Source organism: Microvirga sp. M2 (assembly GCF_047497095.1).
GTDB lineage: Bacteria > Pseudomonadota > Alphaproteobacteria > Rhizobiales > Beijerinckiaceae > Microvirga.
Genome location: NZ_CP134063.1, coordinates 3,227,998 through 3,246,505 on the forward strand (window position 1 = coordinate 3,227,998; position 18,508 = coordinate 3,246,505).

At 64.6% G+C, this 18,508-nt stretch carries 24 protein-coding genes and 1 pseudogene; 8 read left to right on the forward strand and 17 right to left on the reverse strand.

Annotation, left to right across the window (positions count from 1 at the left end; translation table 11 throughout):
• Positions 1-52: 52 nt before the first annotated feature.
• The 3 genes from RE429_RS15305 to RE429_RS15315 form a co-directional block, all read right to left on the reverse strand.
• Complete coding sequence (locus RE429_RS15305) at positions 53-379, reverse strand: cupredoxin domain-containing protein (protein WP_414471585.1); 327 nt, start codon at positions 377-379, stop codon at positions 53-55.
• Positions 376-927: a DUF4142 domain-containing protein gene (locus RE429_RS15310; protein WP_414471586.1), complete on the reverse strand. Its 552-nt coding sequence runs from the start codon at positions 925-927 to the stop codon at positions 376-378. Before RE429_RS15310 ends, RE429_RS15305 begins: the two co-directional genes overlap by 4 nt.
• Before the next feature lie 118 nt (positions 928-1,045).
• On the reverse strand, positions 1,046-1,744 hold the full coding sequence (locus RE429_RS15315; protein WP_414471587.1) for an RNA polymerase sigma factor: 699 nt from the start codon (positions 1,742-1,744) through the stop codon (positions 1,046-1,048).
• Between the two features lie 349 nt (positions 1,745-2,093).
• Between RE429_RS15315 and RE429_RS15320 the strand changes: the two genes are divergently transcribed.
• On the forward strand, positions 2,094-2,315 hold the full coding sequence (locus RE429_RS15320; protein ID WP_414471588.1) for an alkylphosphonate utilization protein: 222 nt from the start codon (positions 2,094-2,096) through the stop codon (positions 2,313-2,315).
• A gap of 151 nt (positions 2,316-2,466) precedes the next feature.
• Here RE429_RS15320 and RE429_RS15325 read toward each other — a convergent pair whose 3' ends face one another.
• The 5 genes from RE429_RS15325 to RE429_RS15345 all read right to left on the reverse strand — a co-directional run bounded on the left by RE429_RS15325 (position 2,467) and on the right by RE429_RS15345 (position 5,940).
• Positions 2,467-3,015 (reverse strand): SRPBCC family protein, encoded by a 549-nt coding sequence (locus RE429_RS15325; protein WP_414471589.1) that lies wholly within the window; start codon positions 3,013-3,015, stop codon positions 2,467-2,469.
• On the reverse strand, positions 3,008-3,376 hold the full coding sequence (locus RE429_RS15330; protein WP_414471590.1) for an ArsR/SmtB family transcription factor: 369 nt from the start codon (positions 3,374-3,376) through the stop codon (positions 3,008-3,010). Before RE429_RS15330 ends, RE429_RS15325 begins: the two co-directional genes overlap by 8 nt.
• A 66-nt stretch (positions 3,377-3,442) precedes the next feature.
• Entirely contained in the window at positions 3,443-3,664 is a 222-nt protein-coding gene (locus tag RE429_RS15335; protein WP_414471591.1) for a SlyX family protein, read from the reverse strand.
• On the reverse strand, positions 3,657-4,415 hold the full coding sequence (locus RE429_RS15340; RefSeq protein WP_414471592.1) for a rhodanese-related sulfurtransferase: 759 nt from the start codon (positions 4,413-4,415) through the stop codon (positions 3,657-3,659). Before RE429_RS15340 ends, RE429_RS15335 begins: the two co-directional genes overlap by 8 nt.
• Positions 4,416-4,518: 103 nt before the next feature.
• Positions 4,519-5,940 (reverse strand): amidase, encoded by a 1,422-nt coding sequence (locus RE429_RS15345; protein ID WP_414471593.1) that lies wholly within the window; start codon positions 5,938-5,940, stop codon positions 4,519-4,521.
• A gap of 330 nt (positions 5,941-6,270) precedes the next feature.
• On the opposite strand from RE429_RS15345, the gene RE429_RS15350 reads away from it, so the two are divergent.
• The 3 genes from RE429_RS15350 (at position 6,271) to RE429_RS15360 (ending at position 8,049) form a co-directional block, all read left to right on the forward strand.
• Positions 6,271-7,011, forward strand: coding sequence for a Crp/Fnr family transcriptional regulator (locus RE429_RS15350; RefSeq protein ID WP_414471594.1), 741 nt, complete (start codon positions 6,271-6,273; stop codon positions 7,009-7,011).
• Positions 7,012-7,176: 165 nt separating this feature from the next.
• Positions 7,177-7,458 (forward strand): hypothetical protein, encoded by a 282-nt coding sequence (locus RE429_RS15355; RefSeq protein ID WP_414471595.1) that lies wholly within the window; start codon positions 7,177-7,179, stop codon positions 7,456-7,458.
• 153 nt (positions 7,459-7,611) lie between these two features.
• Positions 7,612-8,049 (forward strand): hypothetical protein, encoded by a 438-nt coding sequence (locus RE429_RS15360; protein ID WP_414471596.1) that lies wholly within the window; start codon positions 7,612-7,614, stop codon positions 8,047-8,049.
• 69 nt (positions 8,050-8,118) lie between these two features.
• Here the strand turns inward: RE429_RS15360 and RE429_RS15365 are convergent, their stop codons facing one another.
• Positions 8,119-8,556, reverse strand: a complete 438-nt coding sequence (locus tag RE429_RS15365; protein WP_370438224.1) for an Lrp/AsnC family transcriptional regulator — start codon at positions 8,554-8,556, stop codon at positions 8,119-8,121.
• Between the two features lie 123 nt (positions 8,557-8,679).
• Between RE429_RS15365 and rocF the strand changes: the two genes are divergently transcribed.
• Positions 8,680-9,624 (forward strand): arginase, encoded by a 945-nt coding sequence (rocF, locus tag RE429_RS15370; RefSeq protein ID WP_414471597.1) that lies wholly within the window; start codon positions 8,680-8,682, stop codon positions 9,622-9,624.
• A gap of 7 nt (positions 9,625-9,631) precedes the next feature.
• The gene (locus RE429_RS15375; protein ID WP_414471598.1) at positions 9,632-10,690 is read left to right on the forward strand and encodes an ornithine cyclodeaminase; all 1,059 of its coding nucleotides are present in this window, start codon (positions 9,632-9,634) and stop codon (positions 10,688-10,690) included.
• Between the two features lie 104 nt (positions 10,691-10,794).
• On the opposite strand, the gene RE429_RS15380 is transcribed toward RE429_RS15375, so the two are convergent.
• The 7 genes and pseudogenes from RE429_RS15380 to RE429_RS15410 all read right to left on the reverse strand — a co-directional run bounded on the left by RE429_RS15380 (position 10,795) and on the right by RE429_RS15410 (position 16,732).
• Positions 10,795-12,042 carry an NAD(P)/FAD-dependent oxidoreductase gene (locus RE429_RS15380; protein ID WP_414471599.1) on the reverse strand — a complete coding sequence of 416 codons (1,248 nt, stop codon included), beginning with the start codon at positions 12,040-12,042 and terminating at the stop codon, positions 10,795-10,797.
• An 84-nt stretch (positions 12,043-12,126) separates the two neighbouring features.
• A pseudogene (locus RE429_RS15385) lies at positions 12,127-12,834 on the reverse strand (ABC transporter permease); the annotation flags it as partial.
• Position 12,835: 1 nt separating this feature from the next.
• Positions 12,836-13,549: an ABC transporter permease gene (locus RE429_RS15390; protein WP_414471600.1), complete on the reverse strand. Its 714-nt coding sequence runs from the start codon at positions 13,547-13,549 to the stop codon at positions 12,836-12,838.
• A 200-nt stretch (positions 13,550-13,749) separates the two neighbouring features.
• A complete protein-coding gene (locus tag RE429_RS15395; protein WP_414471601.1) occupies positions 13,750-14,511 on the reverse strand; it encodes a transporter substrate-binding domain-containing protein in 762 nt (253 codons plus the stop codon).
• 50 nt (positions 14,512-14,561) lie between these two features.
• Positions 14,562-15,425 carry a MurR/RpiR family transcriptional regulator gene (locus tag RE429_RS15400; RefSeq protein ID WP_414471602.1) on the reverse strand — a complete coding sequence of 288 codons (864 nt, stop codon included), beginning with the start codon at positions 15,423-15,425 and terminating at the stop codon, positions 14,562-14,564.
• A 378-nt stretch (positions 15,426-15,803) separates the two neighbouring features.
• Positions 15,804-16,178 (reverse strand): hypothetical protein, encoded by a 375-nt coding sequence (locus tag RE429_RS15405; RefSeq protein WP_414471603.1) that lies wholly within the window; start codon positions 16,176-16,178, stop codon positions 15,804-15,806.
• 47 nt (positions 16,179-16,225) lie between these two features.
• Positions 16,226-16,732 carry a hypothetical protein gene (locus RE429_RS15410; protein WP_414471604.1) on the reverse strand — a complete coding sequence of 169 codons (507 nt, stop codon included), beginning with the start codon at positions 16,730-16,732 and terminating at the stop codon, positions 16,226-16,228.
• Positions 16,733-17,177: 445 nt separating this feature from the next.
• On the opposite strand from RE429_RS15410, the gene RE429_RS15415 reads away from it, so the two are divergent.
• A complete protein-coding gene (locus tag RE429_RS15415) occupies positions 17,178-17,432 on the forward strand; it encodes a hypothetical protein (protein WP_414471605.1) in 255 nt (84 codons plus the stop codon).
• Positions 17,433-17,668: 236 nt separating this feature from the next.
• Positions 17,669-17,830 carry a hypothetical protein gene (locus RE429_RS15420; RefSeq protein ID WP_414471606.1) on the forward strand — a complete coding sequence of 54 codons (162 nt, stop codon included), beginning with the start codon at positions 17,669-17,671 and terminating at the stop codon, positions 17,828-17,830.
• Positions 17,831-18,078: 248 nt separating this feature from the next.
• On the opposite strand, the gene RE429_RS15425 is transcribed toward RE429_RS15420, so the two are convergent.
• A complete protein-coding gene (locus RE429_RS15425; protein WP_414471607.1) occupies positions 18,079-18,471 on the reverse strand; it encodes a GFA family protein in 393 nt (130 codons plus the stop codon).
• Positions 18,472-18,508 lie beyond the last annotated feature (37 nt).

The following is an 18,508-nucleotide window of genomic DNA, read 5'->3' on the forward strand; positions in this document are numbered from 1 at the left end:
AGGCTCAAGACCCGAGCCCGCGCCGTGGCCGAGCGGCGCGGGCTCCGTCGTCTCAAGGCTCGACGATGATCTCCCCCGTCATGGTGGGATGATAGCGGCAGATGTAATCGAAGGTGCCCGGAACCTTCATCACCGCGCTCCCGCTCCGGCCGGGCATGAGGTCGACGTCCCAGCTCTTGTCCGTCGCCGTCGCGGTGTGGGCGACGATGTCCTGGTTCTGCCATTCCACCCTATCGCCCACATGCACCCTGATCTGCTTCGGACCGTACGCGACCTCCTTCATGACCACGCGGTCGACACCTCCCGCAGCCAGGGAGGGCCCGAGCATCAGGAGCGAGACCACGAGGGCCTTGAGCGGTCTTGCAGCCGCCATGGTCATTGCAGGGCCGCTCCGGATCGCGTGGCGAGATCGTGCACCAGATGCTCCGCATGCTGCTCATGCCCCTGGAAGATCTTGAGCCCGGTGGAGAGCAGGTCCTTCAATTCGCCGTTGGTCGCGGATGGGATGAGCGTATTCTGAAGCGCGCCGTTCACCTGCTGGTGAAAGGCGACTTCGTTCTGCGCATAGGCCTTGTCGAAGGCCGCACCCTTCAGGCCTTCCAGTTCTTTACGCTTCGCATCCGCCTGCTGCACGAGAGAGCGGCTCGTATCGTTGTCCTCCGGCTTGACGTTCAGCTTCTTGACGAGCGCCAGAGCCTTCTCGTTCACGGCCGTGTGGTCACGCACCATGTCGTTCGCGAAGGTGCGCACCTCCTTGTTCTTGGAGTGCTTCAGGGCGAGTTCCGCGGCTTTGATGTCGATCTCGCCCGCCGTGTAGGCAATGTGCGCGATCTGGGGGTCGGTGGGGCGCGGTCCCTGCTGGGCGAGCACCCCTTGAGAAGCGAGACAGAGGCAGGTCCCCAACAGGGCTATGGAAAGTCTGGACATGCGATCCTCCTGTAGCATCCGGCATGAGCGGGACATCCGGGAGAATGTCCTTCATGTCCTGGGGTTGGATGCGGCAGGGACGAGCGGGGTTCCCGATGAAAGGCATCGTCCCGCGGGATCAGTCCTGCGCCTGCTCCAAGCGGCGCATGACGCGCTCGGCGATCCGTGCGCAGCGCAGGCCGTCGAAAGGAAAGGCGTCCTTCAGGGTCGAGACGAGCTGCGCCGCCAAGGCCCGCCGGAGCAGAAGCCGCGCCCGGTGCAGGCGCGTCTTCACGGTCGCCGGATTGATCCCGAGCTGGGAAGCGGTTTCCTCGATGCTCATCTCCTCGATCTCGCGCATCATGAAAACCGACCGGAAATCCGGCGGCAGGCCGTCCACCGCCCGCTCGATCATCCGGCGAAGCCGGGCTCGCCCGGCATCGTCCTCCGGATCGCTCGGATTGGACGGACCGGGAAACATCAGCACCCGCGCCTGCCCGCCCTCCATCCGATCCAGCAGACTCAGATCCACGAGGTCCCGTCGCCTCCGCACGCGCCCGAGCGCCTCGTTGATCACGATGCGCGTCAGCCAGGTGGACAGGCGGGCATCGCCCCTGAAATCCTGCAGATGGGAGAAAGCCTGGAGGTAAGTCTCCTGCACCGCATCCTCGGCCTCCGCGTCGTTCCCGAGGATCCCGCGCGCAACCCGGTAGAGGCGCCGGTTGTGACGCTGCATGATGATCCTGAACGCCTGGCCCTCTCCGGCCAGGGCATGCCGGACGAGCCCGGAATCGTCCAGGGCTCCCGGATCGGTGACGGCTTCCATCCTGATCCGCATGGGACACCTGCCTGATGCAACATCTGCCTGATGCGACATCTGCCTTCAGGACCTTGGATGCTAGCATGTCCGAAAAGGTTCCCGCAGCCCCGGCGCATACGCGCATGAAAAACGGCGCTGCGGCTTCCTGCGTGGGCAGGTGGAGTGCCAGGCGGGTCCGTAAGAGCCCGGATGGACAAAGGACCGGCCCGGCGGCTAGCGCATCGTGCGAAAAAGTGGCCCCGGTTTTTCGCAAGAACGATGCGCTCTTTCCAAGGAGGGAGCATCGGACCCAAAAGTGGGTTCCACTTTTGGGTCCGATGCTTTAGCCCTTCCGGGCCGGGCGAACAACGCGCCGTGGGAGATCGAGATGTCCGATAGGGTTGTCAGGGACAGCAATGGAGCCCAGCTCAATGAAGGCGATTCCGTGCAGGTGATCAAGGACCTGAAGGTGAAGGGCTCCTCCACCACTCTCAAGCGGGGCACCGTGTTCAAGAACATCCATCTGACGGACGACGCAGGTGAGATCGAGTGCCGCTCGGCGCAAATCAAAGGCTTGGTGCTGAAGACCGAGTTCGTGAAGAAGGTCTGAGAAGCAGAGGCGCCACGCCCGGGCCTGTCCCGCGCGCCCACGTCGTTTCTCCGAGACGTCCCAAGACGTGAATGGCCGCACCACGTGCGGCCATGACGTTGAGAGCCGGGGCTCCCTTCGGCGATAGGCCGAAACCCCGCCGCGATGTCGGTCAAGCCGGAAGGCGCTGCTCGTAGTCGTTCTTCAACCGCGCCCAACCGTCCCAGAACGGTTCCGGCGCCCTGCCCGTCATGCGGGCCGCCAGAATATCGAGGTGTATGTGCCATCCGGCGCTGACGCTCAACAGAGTCGAGCGGTCGGGCACGCGGCGATGGATCACGGTCAGCAGAACCTCGTACCCTTCCGGCTCCAGCTCGAACGTCACGCCCCCGGTGCTGCCCCAGGTGATGCCGAGCCTGCGGAGCGGCTCGAGCTCGGTGATCCGGCTCTGCATGCGGTTCTCCTCGGAGATCCCTGCCGGACGCTGGCCAGGGGGGTCGCTGAGCTCGTCGTTACGCCACGTCAACTCGACAGGCGCCCCGACATTCAGCTCCATGTGACCGGCTGCCAGCCACTGACGACGCAGCTCGCTCTCGGTGAGATAGGCCCAGACCCGCTCGATGGGACCGGGCAGAAGGCGCTTGATCGTCAATGTGGCCGGCTCGGTCAGCACGCCATAGGGGTCCAGGGTCGCAAGGTCCGTCGTCGCAAGGTCAGTCATGGGGCGTCTCCTTTGAGGGTGGTTTTTTGCGGCCATCCTCCTCGCGGAGGAGCCGCTCCAGCACATCCAGACGTTCGGTCCAGAAGCGTTCGTAGAATGTCAGCCACTCGTGGGCGCTCGCGAGCGGCCCGGGGTCGAGGCGGCAGACATGGGTCCGCCCCCTCACTTCGCGGTGGATCAGTCCGGCATTCTCCAATGCCTTGATGTGCTTTGAAGCCGCGGCGAGCGAGATCGCGAAGGGCTGCGCCAATTGACCGACGGTCCGCTCGCCCCCGGCGAGGTCGCGGAGCATCCGCCGTCGCGTGGCATCGCCCAGGGCATGAAAGACGGAGTCCAGTCGAGATGTTTGTAATTCAACCATGTGGTTGAATATATGCGCGCGCGTTCAGATAGTCAACCATCTGGTTGAAGGACGGATCTGCAGGTCTCAATAATGCGGCGGCGGAGGCTCCGGCGCGCGAGGTCCGGCCGAGCCGTCCTCGACCTCCTGGACCCGGTCGAGCAGTTCGGCGAGCTGACGCTTCAACGCGTCGATCTTCTTCCACTGGTCGATGACGGTCTGGTTCAGGTCCTCGATGACCTGATCCTGATAGGCGGTGCGCACCTCCAGGGCTTCCAGGCGCGCCTCGACGGATTGCACATCACTCATCGGTCAACAGGCTCCTGTCCTCCGGGCGCTCGGCGAGACCATGGCCGAGGGACACGCGCTCGTCGAACACGAAGCAGCCCCCGCTCCAGCGGCTCTCGGCCTCCGGCACATCCTCGAGATATTTCAGGATGCCGCCCTTCAGGTGATAGACCTCCTCGAAGCCCTGGCCCAGCATGTAGGAGCTGGCCTTCTCGCAGCGGATTCCGCCGGTGCAGAACATGGCCACCTTCCGGTGCCGGGCGGGGTCGAGTTCCTTTCGGACGAATTCCTTGAATTGGCTGAACGTCCCGATCCGCGGATCCACCGCGCCCTCGAAGGTCCCCATCGCGACCTCGAAGTCGTTGCGGGTATCGAGCAGGATGACTTCGGGATCGGCGATCAGCGCATTCCAGTCCGACGGCGAGACATAGGTGCCGACCTGCCGGGTCGGATCGGTCTGCGGATCGCCGAGCGTCACGATCTCCTTCTTCAGGCGCACCTTCATGCGCTTGAACGGCATCTCGGACGCGGTCGAGAACTTCAGCTCCAGATTGTCGAGGCGGCCCCGAAACAGGGCTCCCTCGCGCAGCTCGGCGATGAGGGCATCGATCCCCTCCTCCGTGCCGGCCACGGTGCCGTTGATCCCCTCCCCGGCGAGCAGGAGCGTGCCCCTGATCCCGTGATCGGCGCAGACAGCATGGAGCGGGTCGCGGATCTCCCGGAAATCGGGCAGCGCGACGAACTGATAGAGAGCGGCCACTTTGTACGTCATGGCCGTTCTCTACCAGCGCCCGGCCTTCCGGAAAACCCGGTGCGACGATCCGTGGTGCAATCCGAAAGGATCTGCCGAAAGGATCTGCCGAGAGAACCTGCCTTTACGGCGTCGGCCAGGGCCGCCTGTCGGAGCACATCTCCTCCCAAGCCTGCGAGAGCCTGAGAACCCCGACGTCGTCGAAACGGCGGCCGATGATCTGCAAGCCGATCGGCAGCCCGGCCTTCGTGAAGCCCGCATTGACCGAGGCCGCGGGCTGATCCGACATGTTGAAGGCGACCGTGTAGCCGATATGCTCGAAGGGTCTTTGAGGATCGTGGATCGGGGACGCGAGCTCGGCTTCGTAGGCCACGTTGGGAGCCACCGGCGAAAGGACGAAGTCGAAGCCGTGAGTGGCCGCCACGGCCGCATGGCGCATCGCCATCATCTGGTTCATGCCGGAATAGACCCGGGCTCCGGTCAGGCCCTTTCCGCCCTCGGCCCAGGACAGGATATAGGGCAGGACCTTGGCGCGCTCGTCCTCGCCCAAGGGTGAGATGTCCATCCAGGCGCGCTGGCGCCAGAAATCGTCGAGCCCGTCGAGCATCTCGCGGGTGACGAAGGGCCTCATCTCCTCGACAATGGCCCCGGCCTCCCTGAAAGCCGACGCGGCCCTTTCCACGGCCGCGCGCACTTCGGGATCGAGGGGCAGGCCGATGCCGGCCTCCATCATGAGGCCGATCTTCAGCCCTTTGACGTCGATCGCGAGATCGAGCCAGGGCAAATCCTGATACGGCAGGCTCATCGGATCGCGGGCATCCGGCCGCGTCAGGCTCGTCATCATCAGGGCGGCATCGTGCACGGTGCGCGTCATCGGCCCGGCGACGCGTCCATAATAGGTCGGGTCGATGGGCACGCGTCCGAAGCTCGGCTTCAACCCGAACACGCCGCACCATGAGGCCGGGAGGCGAATGGAGCCTCCGATATCCGTACCGATGTGAAACGGGCCGTAGCCCGCCGCAGCAGCAGCCCCCGCGCCCGCCGAGCTGCCGCCCGGATTCTTGGACAGGTCCCAGGGATTGCGGGCCAGCGGGTGAAAGCTCGACAGGCCCGAGGAGAGCATGCCGTAATCGGGCATCGTGGTCTTGGCGAGAATGACGACGCCGTCCTCGCGCAGGCGCGCCGCCGCGGGCGCATCCTCCTGGGCGGGCGTGAGCGGCCGCGCCGCCGTGCCGAGGGGCACGGGCGTGCCCCGCGTCGCGATGTTCTCCTTGATGGTTGCGGGAACGCCGTCGAGCGCCCTCGCCTCTCCCCGGGCCCAGCGCCGCTCGGATTCCTGCGCGCTCTTCAGCGCCTCGTCGGGATCATAGGCGTAGAGAGCCTGGAGACGGGGCTCGCACGCCTCGATGCGCGCGATCACGGCCTTGGCGGCATCGACGGGCGAAAGGGTTTTGCCGGCATAGGCCTCGAGCAGATGCGCAGCCGGCCAGTCGGCCGGATCGGAGGAGAGTCGAGGGAAGGTTCTTGGCAAGGTTCTTGCACTCACGTGGATGGTCCCGAAGCAGCATGGAATCGCGTTATTGCCATGCTGCGCCATCACCTTCCCAAGGTAAACAGGGGTAATCCCGAAGGGAATGTCGGGACTGCATCCGGACATGCCTTGACGAAAGGGGTCATGAAATACCTCCTTTCCGCCAATCCTCCCTCCGTCGGGCGACCGAACCTATCGGATCCGGATGGATTTTCGGGATCACCCCATGCGACGATCCGGTTCGCGGCGGCGGCCGATCGATTGACACCTCAGGTTGCGCTGGGATCTTGTATGGAGATCGGCTCCAAACCGAGCCGGAATCGATTCAGATTGGTACGCCTCGATATGCCGCCTTGTCCTGACGCGGTCCCCCATCGTAAGAACCGGCTCCTTGCAGCCTTGGAGCCCGAGGATTTCGGTGTTCTTGAGCCGCATCTCGAAATTGTGGACCTCCCGAAAGGCGGGCTCGTGTACGATGCCGGGGAGTTCATCCGGTATACGTACTTCCCCCACAACGCCATCGTGTCCCTGTCGACCATTCTGAAGGACGGCGGTACCGTGGAGATGGCGCTGTTCGGGCGGGAGGGCATGTTCGGCCTTGTGAGCGCGCTCATGACGCGCCAGTCCTTCGGGCGTTACGTCACCCAGGTCGCCGGCACGGCTTCGCGTATCCTGGTGGATCGCCTGATCGATGTCGGGCGCGAGAGTCCCCGGACCCTGGAACTGATGTTCAGGTTCACGGAAGCCCTTCTGGCGCAGACGCTTCAAACCGTCGCCTGCAATGCCGTCCATAGCGTCGAGGCCCGGTGTTGCCGCTGGATCCTGACGACGCGCGACCGGGTCGACCGCGACGCTCTCCCCCTGACCCACGAAACGCTCGCCGAAATGCTGGGTGTGCAGCGCTCTACCGTCAGCAGTGTCACACGGGCTCTACAGATGGCCGGTTTAATCCAGCAGGGCCGAGGGGTGATCACGATCGTCAACCGCGCCGGGCTCGAGCGGATGTCCTGCGAATGCTACCGCAGGATCCGCAGGAGCTTCGAGCGGCTGCTCCCCGGCACCTATGGATTGGCGGAGGACGCATGACCGAAAGTATCCGCTCCCCTCAAAAGAGAGGTCAGCTATGCAAAGGTCACGCTTCTCCAAAAGAAAGGGCAAAAAATTTCTCGGTTTTGTCGGAAACATAGCAGACGGAGTACTCATGCGTCAGTACCATCGATGTTGTTAACCTAAGTTAATATGGAGCAAGGGATGAAAGAATCCGAGTTCTGTAATAACGGTCCAAGTGACGCGCAAAGCACTCCAAAAATTTACTCTCCGGCTACTCAACCCTTACTTCAGTCTCTCCTTTCAACCTTGGCTGATATAGACTTCGAGTATGAACGTCAGAGAGAGAAGGTCAGCAGAGGCTCGACGGATCTCAACCTGAGAATCCGCGTGCTCGAAAGGCTCAAGGTACAGCACCAGGAACGGCGTCTGCCGTATATCCAGCAATTGGCCATCTTGCAGGAACGTATGATCCCGCACAGATGACCGGGGCATTCAAGCCTATGCGCAGGACGACAATCGACAAAGGGTCGCACGCATCCCTGCGAAGCGACTTCGGGGCCCATAACAATGCATCAGGTCACGGCACGCCACCGTCAGATCTGAGCGTCACTCCGGATTTCTCGAGGGAATGAGCCCATGACTGAAGAAGAAATTGAAATCGTCGCGGAAGAGCTGGCGAAGATCGGCGGCGTCTCCTGGTATCCTGGGCGCGAACAGGGCACCCTGATGAGACTGGTCACCGACCGCTACCGCGACCGGGCCCGCGTCGCGATCGAAGCTCTCGACCGCTACCGCGCAGGCCGGAGCGCCTCCGTCGTTCAGGACAACGGCCATCAAGAGCCCTGCGAACAGAGCAAACCTCCTCACGCCCCATCCGGTGAGATCAAGCCCGGCAGCACGGTGGTCTATCGTCCTCCCGGGGACCGGCGGGCCTATCCCTGCCGCGTGGTCGAGATCGAAGGCAGCCGTGCCTATCTCGCTCCCATCCTCAGGGCGTGCACGGATTGGGTTTCGATCGAATACCTCACCCCGCAGAGCGAGGTTCAGTCGCTCGCATCGCGGGATCAGAATTGACGTCGCGGCCCTGTCCCGGCGCGGGAACGCGGCGGCGCCGGGGCACATGGCTGCGCATGACGTCTTTCCCTACAATCTAGCCCGGGTGCTGCGCGGGGTCGCCAGCAGCAGATTGGTCTCCGATGCGATCACGCCGGGGATCAGGCGGATGCGCCTGAGGATGCCGTCGAAATCCGACAGGTTGGCCGCCCCCAGCTCCACGATGAGATCCCACTTCCCGTTCGTCGTGTGAATGGCGCTGACTTCGGGAAAACCGCCCAGGGCATCCACGACCCGATCGGCCGCGCGCCCCTCCACTTCGATCAGCATGATGCCCCGCACCGGCAGGGACACGGCGTCGGCCCGCAGGATCACCGTATAGCCGACGATATCGCCCGAGCGCTCCAGACGCTCCATGCGCGACCGCACGGTCGCGCGGGAGACATCGAGCTCGAGCGCGAGATCCGAGACGCTGCGCCGCCCGTTATGCCGCAGAAGCGTGATGAGGCGCTGATCGAGATCGTCCATGGCCGCCATTTTGCAAAATAAGTGCTTCCAGATTGGTCGATTATGTTTCTCGAATTGTCAAACTGGCCTGTTCAAAACGCCAAGCCCTTCCCCTAGCTTGGCTCATGAGATGTGGAGAACCCGATGACGCAAAAACGCTGCCTTCTTATCGGCGTGCCCGTTCAGGAGGGCTCCGGCCGGCTCGGCTGCGATATGGGACCGAGCGCCTTTCGCACGGCCGGCCTTGCGACCGAACTCGCCGGCCTGGGCTACGAGGTCGAGGACCGGGGCAATCTCGCGCCCGCCCGCCTGCGGGCGCTGAAGCACGAGAACCCGGCCGTCAAGGCGCTGCCTGAAGCGGTCGCCTGGACCGAGACCATCGCCGAGGCGGCCTTCGCGGCAAGTGGAGAGGGCATTCCGATCTTCCTGGGCGGCGATCACAGCCTGTCGGCGGGATCGATCACGGGCCTCGCCCGGCGCGCCGCGGAAGAAGGCCGCGAGTTCTTCGTGCTGTGGCTCGATTCGCATCCGGACTTCCACACCCTCGAGACCACGACGAGCGGCAACCTGCACGGCGTTCCCATGGCCTATGCCACGGGCCGTCCGGGCTTCGAGGGCTATTTCCCGAAGGTTCCTCGCCCGGTGAAGCCGGACCATGTCTGCATGATGGGCATCCGCAGCGTCGACCCGGCTGAGCGCGCGGCGCTCGCCCCCTCGGGCGTCACGATCCACGACATGCGCGCCATCGACGAGAACGGCGTCGGCCCCCTCCTCGACGCCTTCCTGAAGCGCGTCGCCATGGCGGACGGCATCCTTCACGTGAGCCTGGACGTGGACTTCCTCGACCCCGGCATCGCGCCGGGCGTCGGCACCACGGTTCCGGGCGGCGCCACCTTCCGCGAGGCCCATCTGATCATGGAGATGCTGCACGACAGCGGGCTCGTGAGAAGCCTCGATCTCGTCGAGCTCAATCCCTTCCTGGACGAGCGGGGCCGCACGGCTCTGCTCATGGTCGATCTCGCCTCGAGCCTCATGGGCCGGCGCGTCCTCGACCGTCCGACCCAGAGCTACCGCCACACACCAAAGTGAACGCACCATGACCCCGAAGCTCAACATCGTCCCCTTCGTCAGCGTCGATCACATGATGAAGCTCGTTCTCGCCGTCGGCGTGGAGCGCTTCCTGATCGAACTCGCCGAGTACATCGAACTCGACTTCCGCCGCTGGGAACTGTTCGACAAGACGCCGCGCGTGGCCTCGCACAGCCGCGAGGGCGTGATCGAACTCATGCCCACCAGCGACGGCGAGGTCTACGGCTTCAAATACGTGAACGGGCATCCCAAGAACACGCGTGAAGGACGCCAGACCGTCACGGCCTTCGGCGTGCTGGCGGATGTGGGAACGGGCTATCCCGTGCTCCTGACCGAGATGACCATTCTGACCGCCCTGCGCACCGCCGCGACATCGGCCGTCGCCGCCAAGCATCTGGCGCCGAAGAACGCCCGCACCATGGCGATCATCGGCAACGGCGCGCAGGCCGAGTTCCAGGCCGTCGCCTTCAAGGCGCTGCTCGGCATCGACAGGCTGCGCCTCTACGACATCGACCGTTCGGCGAGCGCCAAATGCGTGCGCAACCTCGTCGGCCACGGCTTCGACATCACCGTCTGCGGCACCATCGAGGAGGCGATGGAGGGGGCCGAGATCGTCACCACCGTGACGGCCGACAAGCAGAACGCCACGATCCTCACCGACAACATGGTCGGCTCGGGCCTGCACATCAACGCGGTCGGCGGCGACTGCCCCGGCAAGACGGAGCTGCATGCCGACATCCTCAAGCGGTCGGACATCTTCGTCGAATACCCGCCCCAGACCCGCATCGAAGGCGAGATCCAGCAGCTCGCGCCCGACCATCCGGTCAAGGAGCTGTGGCGCGTGATCGCCGGCCAGGAGCCGGGCCGCGCCAGCGACCGCCAGATCACCCTCTTCGATTCCGTGGGCTTCGCCATCGAGGATTTCTCCGCCCTTCGCTACGTGAAGCGGCAGATCGAGGCGACCGGCCTCTACGAGGAGCTCGATCTCCTCGCCGATCCGGACGAGCCGCGCGACCTCTTCGGCATGCTCCTGCGCGCCGCCGTCGCGGCTCCCACGGCTGCGTGAAGCCGGAGCCTCGGCCCCGGACAGCCGCGTTCCGACCCGCCATGACGGGGGAGCGATGACGTCGACGTCAGAGCGGGTCCGGCCTTCGGTTCCCGCTTGATGCTCTAAAAGCGATCCGCGCGGTAGGGCGACGGATCGCAGAAGGGCTCCTCGCCCGTCATCATCTCCGCGAGCAGGCGGCCCGTCGCGGGGCCGAGGGTCAGCCCGTGATGGGCATGGCCGAAGCAGAACCACAGGCCCGTATGGCGAGGGGCCGGCCCGATGACGGGACGCATGTCCGGCAGGCAGGGCCTGCGCCCGAGCCACGGCTTCGGATCGACCCGCTCGCCGAGCGGAAACAGGCCGCGGGCGAAGGTCTCCGCCTGATCGAGCTGCCGGGGGTCATCGGGCGCATCGAATCCGGCAAGCTCCACGCCCGTGGTCAGCCGGATGCCCCTGGTCATCGGAGCAAGAACGTATCCGCCCTCGAAATCGAGCACCGGCTGGTTCAGGCGCGCCTCTCCCTTCGCACCGTAATGCATGTGATAGCCGCGCTTGACCGCCAGCGGGATCCTGTAGCCGAGGGGCTCGTACAGGCGGCCGGACCAGGGGCCGAGCGCGACGACGGCCTGACCCGCCGTGACGGGTCCCTCCTCCGTCGCGACGGTCCAGTCGCGCCCGCTTCGCGTCAATGCCCGCGCATCGCCCGACGCGAAGCGCCCGCCCTGAGACGTAAAGAGCGCCGCATATCCCTTCGTGAGCGCCTCCGGGTCCGACACGGTCGTGGGATCGCGCCAGTGAATGGCCCCGATGGGCGCGCCGAGCAGATCGGGTTCGCGCCGCTTGAGCTCCGCGACGTCGAGCACGTCGTATCGCAGGCCGTATTGCTCCACGTCGGCGGCCGCGGCCAGAGCCTTCTTTCGTCCCTGCGCGGTCCGGAAGGTCTCGATCCAGCCGCTGCGGCGCAGAAGATGCGTCACGCCGGCTCGTTCGATGAGCCGGTCGTGCTCCGCCACGCAGCTTTCGATGAGCGGCAGCATGGCGTCGGTCGCCTCTCGCAGCCGCTCCGGCGCGGAGTGCCGCCAGTACTGGAACAGCCACGGGCTCATTTTTGGCAGATGGGACAAGCGGTAGCGCACGTCCGGAGAGCGGTTCAGGCCGTAGCGGAGAAGAACCGGGAGGCGGCGCGGCATCGCGTAGGGAACGACGCTCGCCCGCTCGATGAGACCGGCATTGCCATAGCTCGTCTCCTCGCCCGGCGAGCGGCGGTCCACGAGACAGACGGAGCGGCCGCGCGCCTGGAGGTGAAGCGCAGCGGAGACACCGACGATTCCTGCGCCGAGCACGACGACGTCATAACGCATGATGAGCAATCTTTATTGAGCGTTGGGTTTGAGAGCGGTCTTCGCCGGGCGGCCGAGCCAGGTCCGGCGCGCCGGTCGAGGCCGATCCTCCATCCGCAGATGACGGGTCAGCCGCCTTTCGAGAAGCGCCCAGAGCCGCCTGATGCATTCGACGATCAGGAGGTAGAGCACGGCCGCCCACAGATAGAGTTCGAAATTGTACGAACGCGAAAAGGCGAGCTTGGTCACGCCCATGAGATCGTAGATCGTGACGAGCGACGCGATGGCGCTGGCCTTGATCATGAGGATCAGTTCGTTTCCGAGCGGCCGCAGGCAGACGATCATCGCCTGTGGGAAGACGACCTTCACGAAGGTGATGGCCTTGTGCATCCCGAGCGCCGCAGCGGCCTCGCGCTGCCCGCGCGGCACGGACTGGATGGCGCCCCGGAAGATCTCCGCCTGATAGGCGGCGGTGTTCAGGGTGAACGCGAGCAGGGCGCAGTACCAGGCCTCGCGGAAGAACCACCAGAGGCCGAGATCGGTCCAGAAGGCGCGCAGCGATCCGAGGCCGTAATAGAGCAGGAACAGCTGCGCGAGCAGCGGCGAGCCGCGGAAGAAATAGATATAGGCGCTCGTGAGCCAGCGAAGGAAAGCCTTGTCCGAGAGGCGCGCCAGCGCCAGCAGCAGCCCGAGGATGCCGCCGAGCGTGAAAGAGATCGCCACCAGTTGCGCCGTGACGCCGACGCCTTCGACGAAGCGCCAGCCGTAACGGTCGAGAAGGTCGAGATCGAGGACGAGGCCCAGAAGATCGCGAAACGTCATTCTAGCCTCGCGCATGGCCGCGATCGGCGCGGCGTTCCAGAACCGTGAAGGCGAGCCCCGATCCCGCCGAGAGCACCAGGTAGATGACGCAGGCCGCGAAATAGAACACCACGGGCTGCTTCGTGGCGCCCACGGCGAGGTTCGTCTGCCGCATCAGGTCGACCAGCGAGATCGTCGAAATCAGCGACGTGTCCTTCAACAGGGTCAGCCAGTTGTTGGAAAGCCCCGGCAGCGCCGCCCGCATGAGTTGCGGAAACACGATCAGCCGGAAGGTCAGGAACCGGGACAGACCGAGCGCGCTTCCCGCCTCGTACTGCCCGCGCGGAACGGTGTTGAGCGCGCCGACCCAGACCTCGCTGGAAAAGGCCCCGAGAACCAGACCGAAGGCCACGACTCCGGCCAGGAAGGCGTTGATCTGCAACTGCCCCCCATAGCCCATCGCCGCCATGAGGCGCTGGATCAGGATCTGGCCGCCGTAATAGACCATCAGCAGGGTCAGAAGCTCCGGCAACCCGCGGAACACCGTCGTGAAGAGAGTAGCCGCGGTCCGGGCCCGGGCGCTGCGGGAGCGCGCCATCAGGGCGATGGCGAGGCCCAGGAAAATGCCGACGGGCAGCGTGGCGAGCGCCAGCGACAGGGTCACGGCGGTTCCTGCCGCGAGCGCGCTGCCCCAGCCTCCATCGGAAAAGGAAAGAAGCGACAGAATATCCTGCAACGGACCGTCCTTTGCGCAGGGATTGCGGCAGGCGCCGGCGCGATGAACCTGCGCCTGCCGACAGTGAAGCGTTAGCGCATCGTGCGAAAAAGTGGACCCGGTTTTTCGCCGGAACGATGCGCTCCTCTAGAAGGGAGCATCGGATTGAATCCCAAAAGTGCAAATCCACTTTTCACGTCCGATGCTCTCGTTCGGACGATTCAATAGATGTCGAACTCGAAATACTTGCCCTGGATCTTCTTGTAGGTGCCGTCCGCGACGATCTCCTTGATCGCCTTGTTGAACTTCTCCTTCAGATCCTTGTCTTCCTTGCGGATCGCGATGCCGGCCTCGGACATGGTGCCATCGATGTCGCCCAGGAGCTTGCAGCAATCCTTGCCGGCGTTCTTCAGCCATTCGACCAGCACGAACTTGTCGGCGACGGAAGCATCGAGGCGCCCGCTGGCGAGATCGGCATTGGCCTCGTCCTGCGTCGGATAGAGCTTAGCCGAAGCGCCCGCCTTGCCGTACACGTCCTCCGCGTAGATCGCCTGGGTCGTGGACGATTGCGCGCCGACCGTCATGCCTTTCATGGTGGCGGAAGCGGTATCCTTGATCTTCGAGTCGTTCGGAACGGCGACGGACAGCGGCGTGCGGTAATAGCGGTCCGTGAAGTCGATCTGCTTCTTGCGCTCGTCCGTGATCGTCATCGACGCCACGACCGCATCGAATTTCTTGGCGAGCAGCGCCGGGATCATGCCGTCCCAATCCTGGGCCACGATGGTGCACTTCACCTGCATCTTGTCGCAGAGCGCATTGGCGATTTCGACGTCGAAGCCCTGCAGCTTGTTGTTGGAATCCATGAAGTTGAAGGGCGGATAGGCGCCTTCCGTTGCGATGACGATCTCCTTCTTGTCCTGCGCGGACGCCAGCGACGTCATGCCCAGAACGCAGATTCCTGCCGCGAGAAGTGTCTTGTACATTCTTGTACCCTCTGTTGTTTCGACCTGACCGGTCCTCTTCACGCCTGACCTCACGGGCTCTCCGTGTAGCCGACGAATTCGTGATAAAGCGCAGCCGTCGCATTGAGCCGCTCTTCGACCTGCGGGCCGAGTTCGTTGAAGACGGCATTCAGCAGCAGATGCACGAGAGACAGCATCGGCGCGGTCGATTCCCAGAACAGATTGAGATCGGTCGGAATGCGGAACACCTCGCTCGTACAGCCGTCCGCCCAGTCGCAATAGGTGTCCGTGACCAGGGTGACCGGAATGCCGCGCCGATGCGCCTTCAGGGCCAGAAGTTCCGCGTGCCTGGAATAGCGGCGCGCCTCGAAGATCACGAGCGCCGATGCCTCCTCGCCTCCGAGGAGCGCCTCGGCGAAATGCCCGGAGCCCGCGTCGAGCAGATGCACCCCGTCGCGCAGATACTGAAGGTTATGGACGAGCGAGGCGGCGATGCCCCTCTCGGTCTGGAAGCCGGCCACATGGACCCGCGACGCCGTCGCCAGGCGGTGGCTCACGGCCTTGAAGGCCGCCGATTGCGCATATTCATAGACCCGGACCAGGGCCGCGATCTCCAGCTCGAAGCTCTTCGTAAGCTCGCCGAGATCCTGGCGGCTGCGCCTGCGGAATTCCTTGAGCCGGTCGCCCAGGAGCCAGGGGCTTCCGCCCAGGTCCGTCCTCAGGTGATCCTTGAGATCCTTGAGATGCCGATAGCCGATGGCACGGCAGAAGCGCCCGACCGTGAGCTCGCTGACGCCGATCTTCTGAGCGATGGAGGCCGAGGTCTCGAAGGGCAGCTCGTTCAGGTTCGCGAGCATGTAGCTCGCCACCGCCCTGCCCGACGCCGTGGCCCTCTCCAGACTCTCTTCCAGGCGCTGCTTTACGTGCCGGCTCAAGACCGCTCTCCCCCGGGCCATTAAGACAGCTCTCTGACATAAATGCAATCATTGCTATCTTTCTGTCATTGAGAGACCGACAGGGTCCATGAGCCTGGAGCATCGTCCGGGAGAAGCCGAAGGGCCGTGACGGCCAACCGCACCGTCACGCCGCAAAGAGGGGGCCCCCCGGGGCGAGCCCGGGAGGGACGAGCGACGATTTCACGTCGACCGGCCCGGCCGCGTGACGGCCGGGGAAGACCCGGCCATCCACGTCGTTATGAACCGCGGAGGGGAGAAGACGCGGACTCCCAGTTTTGGGATGTCCTCCGATGCGCCCATCCTGGAAAGAGCGCATCGTCCTGGCGAAAAACCGGGTCCGCCGTTTCGCCCGATGCGCTAGCGGGTCGGAGGCGGCCCGCCGGGAGGCGTTCCGCCCGGACCGCCACCTCCTCCGCCACCTCCGCCAGGCATCGTATTGCGGGCGCGTTCCAGAAGCGTCGTGGCGGCGTCCACGCAGGCTCTCATCGAATCCCTCGGGTCGCAGCGCACGGCGAGCGTCGCATCGCCCGAGCGCAGCAGGAAGCCTGCGCCGCGCTGCGGGCCCCGGCTTGCCATGCCGCCGCCGTCGTCGATTCCACGCAGGAGATCCTCGAGCCCGCGATCACGGCGGCTATAGCCTCCTCCACGGTCGCCGGAATCGTCCGAGCTCTGGCTGAAGGCGGGTAGCGAGATCAGCATCAGGCCAGCCGCCGCAACAAGGACCTTCTTCATCTCAGTTCTCCCATGGGTCAGGACCGGGTCAGGACATTCGGTTCGGATCAGTCGCGGCAGATGCGCCTGCGCACCACGACCAGGAGGCTGCCGTCCTGATCGCGAAGGATTCGGGTGAAGAAGAAGCAGCCCTCTCCAAAGCGCTCCGCGATCCGCTCGCGCAGACGGCCGCGCAAGCCGCCGCCTCCGCCGCCGTCACCCTCATCTTCCCACCGTGAGGCGAGGCGTTCGCGAAGGCGCTCGCGCAGCTCCGGATGGTCCTGCAGAAAGTCCCTCAACTCGGCTCGACGGTCCATGCGCTCACGCCTCATGTCCATGAGTTCGCCGCGCCGGTCGCGGCGCTCCTGGATCATGTCCATCAGCATGTCGCGGCGGTCCGAGCGTTCGTCGATCCAGCTTTGGACGAGATCGCGCAGGTTGCCGCCACCGACATCGGTTTCGCTGTTGCTCCAATCGTCGTCCTGCGCCGCCGCCGGACCGGTCGTCGCCAGGAGGAGTGTCGGCGAAGCGACGAGCGTGAACGCCGCTACCGCCAAAACGGACAAACGGGTCATGATGTTTCTCCAGTTGTGAACGAAACGCTTCAACTCGGACGCACATCCGCGCCGCTCGGCGAAACTCTCGCGCCCCACGCGACGGCGAGGCGGATTCGGCGCGGAAACCCAGACTGTGCCGTGAAGAACCAGTGTCGTCGCAAGGCGGGAGCTCGAAGCGCATGGCTTGAAAGCTGCACTCTTCAAGGCACCGGCTGATCGGCATGCTCATTCTACCGAGCATGGTGTCCTGATTGAGTCCGCTCCTTCGCTCTCGCTGGATCGTTCGCGAGAATTAAGCGGTAGTCCTTTGGCACTTCCGGGAAGCCCGACGGAGTTCGTGTCGCAAAGTGTTCAGCCCTTGTCCCAATGAATCAAGCGGCTTTCGGCCGAACCTGCTCTCATCGCACGGCCCCGAATGCGTGAGCATGGGCAGCAGCCCGCAGCCCCATGGAGGAATGACGCAATGAAAGCCGTCTTTACCGCGACGATGCTGGCGATCGCACTCGCAGCCTCACCGGCCTTGTCACAGCAGCCGCGGGACCCGTTCGAGGCCTCGGGCGAGATCCGGATCCCGTCCCAAGAACAGCTCGAGCATGAGGTGTTCACGCAGCCGCGGAACAACTTCTCGTCCATCGATACGGTGGCCGACGGCGAGATGGACCGCATGGACCGCGAGATCGATCGCCTCGTCGATCGCGGCATCTGCAGCGGCTGCTGATCCCGGAATGCGGGCATCATCGGATGCCGAGACATCGTTTGGCGACACGCAATATCGTGGCGTCTGCGATGTCGCCGGCGGCTCGATACCCGTAATATCCCCAACCTTGTCCGAAATAGTCGTCGGGTTGTCCTGCGGGCGCGAAGGGGAGCCACATTCTGGCCTAACTGCCAAGCAAGCCTTGTCCGCCTGCCCTTAGGGCAGTTCAATCGGAAGGAACGAGGACCCATCACCCGATGCGAGACAGCACACCGTCGACCTCATCGCCTGACGTCTCCCCCGCTCTGCGCCAGCTCGAGCGGACGATCGTCGCGTCGATTGCTCTGATGAAGCGCATGCGGCGCGAGCGGCGGCGATCGCTGCGTCCGGACGCGGCAGCGCAGAGCGCGAAGCCGTAAGCGGAACGCTCAAAATCCCATTGGCCGCCTCGACAGGCGGGCCTCCCGAAAATCTTTCAAGGCAGGACACGAAGACCGGGTCGCGGTTTCAGCGCATCGTGCGGAAACCGCGACCCGGTTTTTCGCAAGAAAGATGCGCTCTTTCCAAGAAGGGAGCATCGGAGGAAATTCGGGTCGTAAGCCGGATTCGGGCCGAAGGGATAGCGGGCCGTCGCAGAGCGGATGGGCCTTCGCACCCGTCGTGCGGCCTACTCCTCGAAGCGGCTCGTGGAGTTGCGATCGCGCTCGTATCGCCGCACGAGCGGGAACGGCGGCAGCCAGGACTCGCGGCGGACGGTCCAGAGTTCGTAGGTCGGCATCAGCTGGTCCGGAGCATCCAGGGATCCCAGATGCACTTCGACTTCGTCCGCCGTGCGCGAGAAGACGGGCGATCCGCAGCGGGGGCAGAAGAAGCGCCCGGCATAGTCGCGTGTTTCGCCGTCGATCGTCACCGCATCCTGCGGGAACACCGCGGAGGCGTGGAAAAGAGCGCCATGATGCTTGCGACAGTCGAGACAGTGACAAAGGCCGACCCGGTACGGCAGTCCCGACGCCACAATTCGAACGTTGCCGCACAGGCAGCCGCCCGTGAAACGGTCCATGCCGCGTCTCCTCCGGTTCCGTCAATCGGTCGAGCCT

Coding starts and splice junctions, on each gene's coding strand:
- RE429_RS15305 (WP_414471585.1), bottom strand. CDS start 379: ATGACCATGGCGGCTGCAAGACCGCTCAAGGCCCTCGTGGTCTCGCTC.
- RE429_RS15310 (WP_414471586.1), bottom strand. CDS start 927: ATGTCCAGACTTTCCATAGCCCTGTTGGGGACCTGCCTCTGTCTCGCT.
- RE429_RS15315 (WP_414471587.1), bottom strand. CDS start 1,744: ATGCGGATCAGGATGGAAGCCGTCACCGATCCGGGAGCCCTGGACGAT.
- RE429_RS15320 (WP_414471588.1), top strand. CDS start 2,094: ATGTCCGATAGGGTTGTCAGGGACAGCAATGGAGCCCAGCTCAATGAA.
- RE429_RS15325 (WP_414471589.1), bottom strand. CDS start 3,015: ATGACTGACCTTGCGACGACGGACCTTGCGACCCTGGACCCCTATGGC.
- RE429_RS15330 (WP_414471590.1), bottom strand. CDS start 3,376: ATGGTTGAATTACAAACATCTCGACTGGACTCCGTCTTTCATGCCCTG.
- RE429_RS15335 (WP_414471591.1), bottom strand. CDS start 3,664: ATGAGTGATGTGCAATCCGTCGAGGCGCGCCTGGAAGCCCTGGAGGTG.
- RE429_RS15340 (WP_414471592.1), bottom strand. CDS start 4,415: ATGACGTACAAAGTGGCCGCTCTCTATCAGTTCGTCGCGCTGCCCGAT.
- RE429_RS15350 (WP_414471594.1), top strand. CDS start 6,271: ATGCCGCCTTGTCCTGACGCGGTCCCCCATCGTAAGAACCGGCTCCTT.
- RE429_RS15355 (WP_414471595.1), top strand. CDS start 7,177: ATGAAAGAATCCGAGTTCTGTAATAACGGTCCAAGTGACGCGCAAAGC.
- RE429_RS15360 (WP_414471596.1), top strand. CDS start 7,612: ATGACTGAAGAAGAAATTGAAATCGTCGCGGAAGAGCTGGCGAAGATC.
- RE429_RS15365 (WP_370438224.1), bottom strand. CDS start 8,556: ATGGACGATCTCGATCAGCGCCTCATCACGCTTCTGCGGCATAACGGG.
- rocF (WP_414471597.1), top strand. CDS start 8,680: ATGACGCAAAAACGCTGCCTTCTTATCGGCGTGCCCGTTCAGGAGGGC.
- RE429_RS15375 (WP_414471598.1), top strand. CDS start 9,632: ATGACCCCGAAGCTCAACATCGTCCCCTTCGTCAGCGTCGATCACATG.
- RE429_RS15395 (WP_414471601.1), bottom strand. CDS start 14,511: ATGTACAAGACACTTCTCGCGGCAGGAATCTGCGTTCTGGGCATGACG.
- RE429_RS15405 (WP_414471603.1), bottom strand. CDS start 16,178: ATGAAGAAGGTCCTTGTTGCGGCGGCTGGCCTGATGCTGATCTCGCTA.
- RE429_RS15410 (WP_414471604.1), bottom strand. CDS start 16,732: ATGACCCGTTTGTCCGTTTTGGCGGTAGCGGCGTTCACGCTCGTCGCT.
- RE429_RS15415 (WP_414471605.1), top strand. CDS start 17,178: ATGAAAGCCGTCTTTACCGCGACGATGCTGGCGATCGCACTCGCAGCC.
- RE429_RS15420 (WP_414471606.1), top strand. CDS start 17,669: ATGCGAGACAGCACACCGTCGACCTCATCGCCTGACGTCTCCCCCGCT.
- RE429_RS15425 (WP_414471607.1), bottom strand. CDS start 18,471: ATGGACCGTTTCACGGGCGGCTGCCTGTGCGGCAACGTTCGAATTGTG.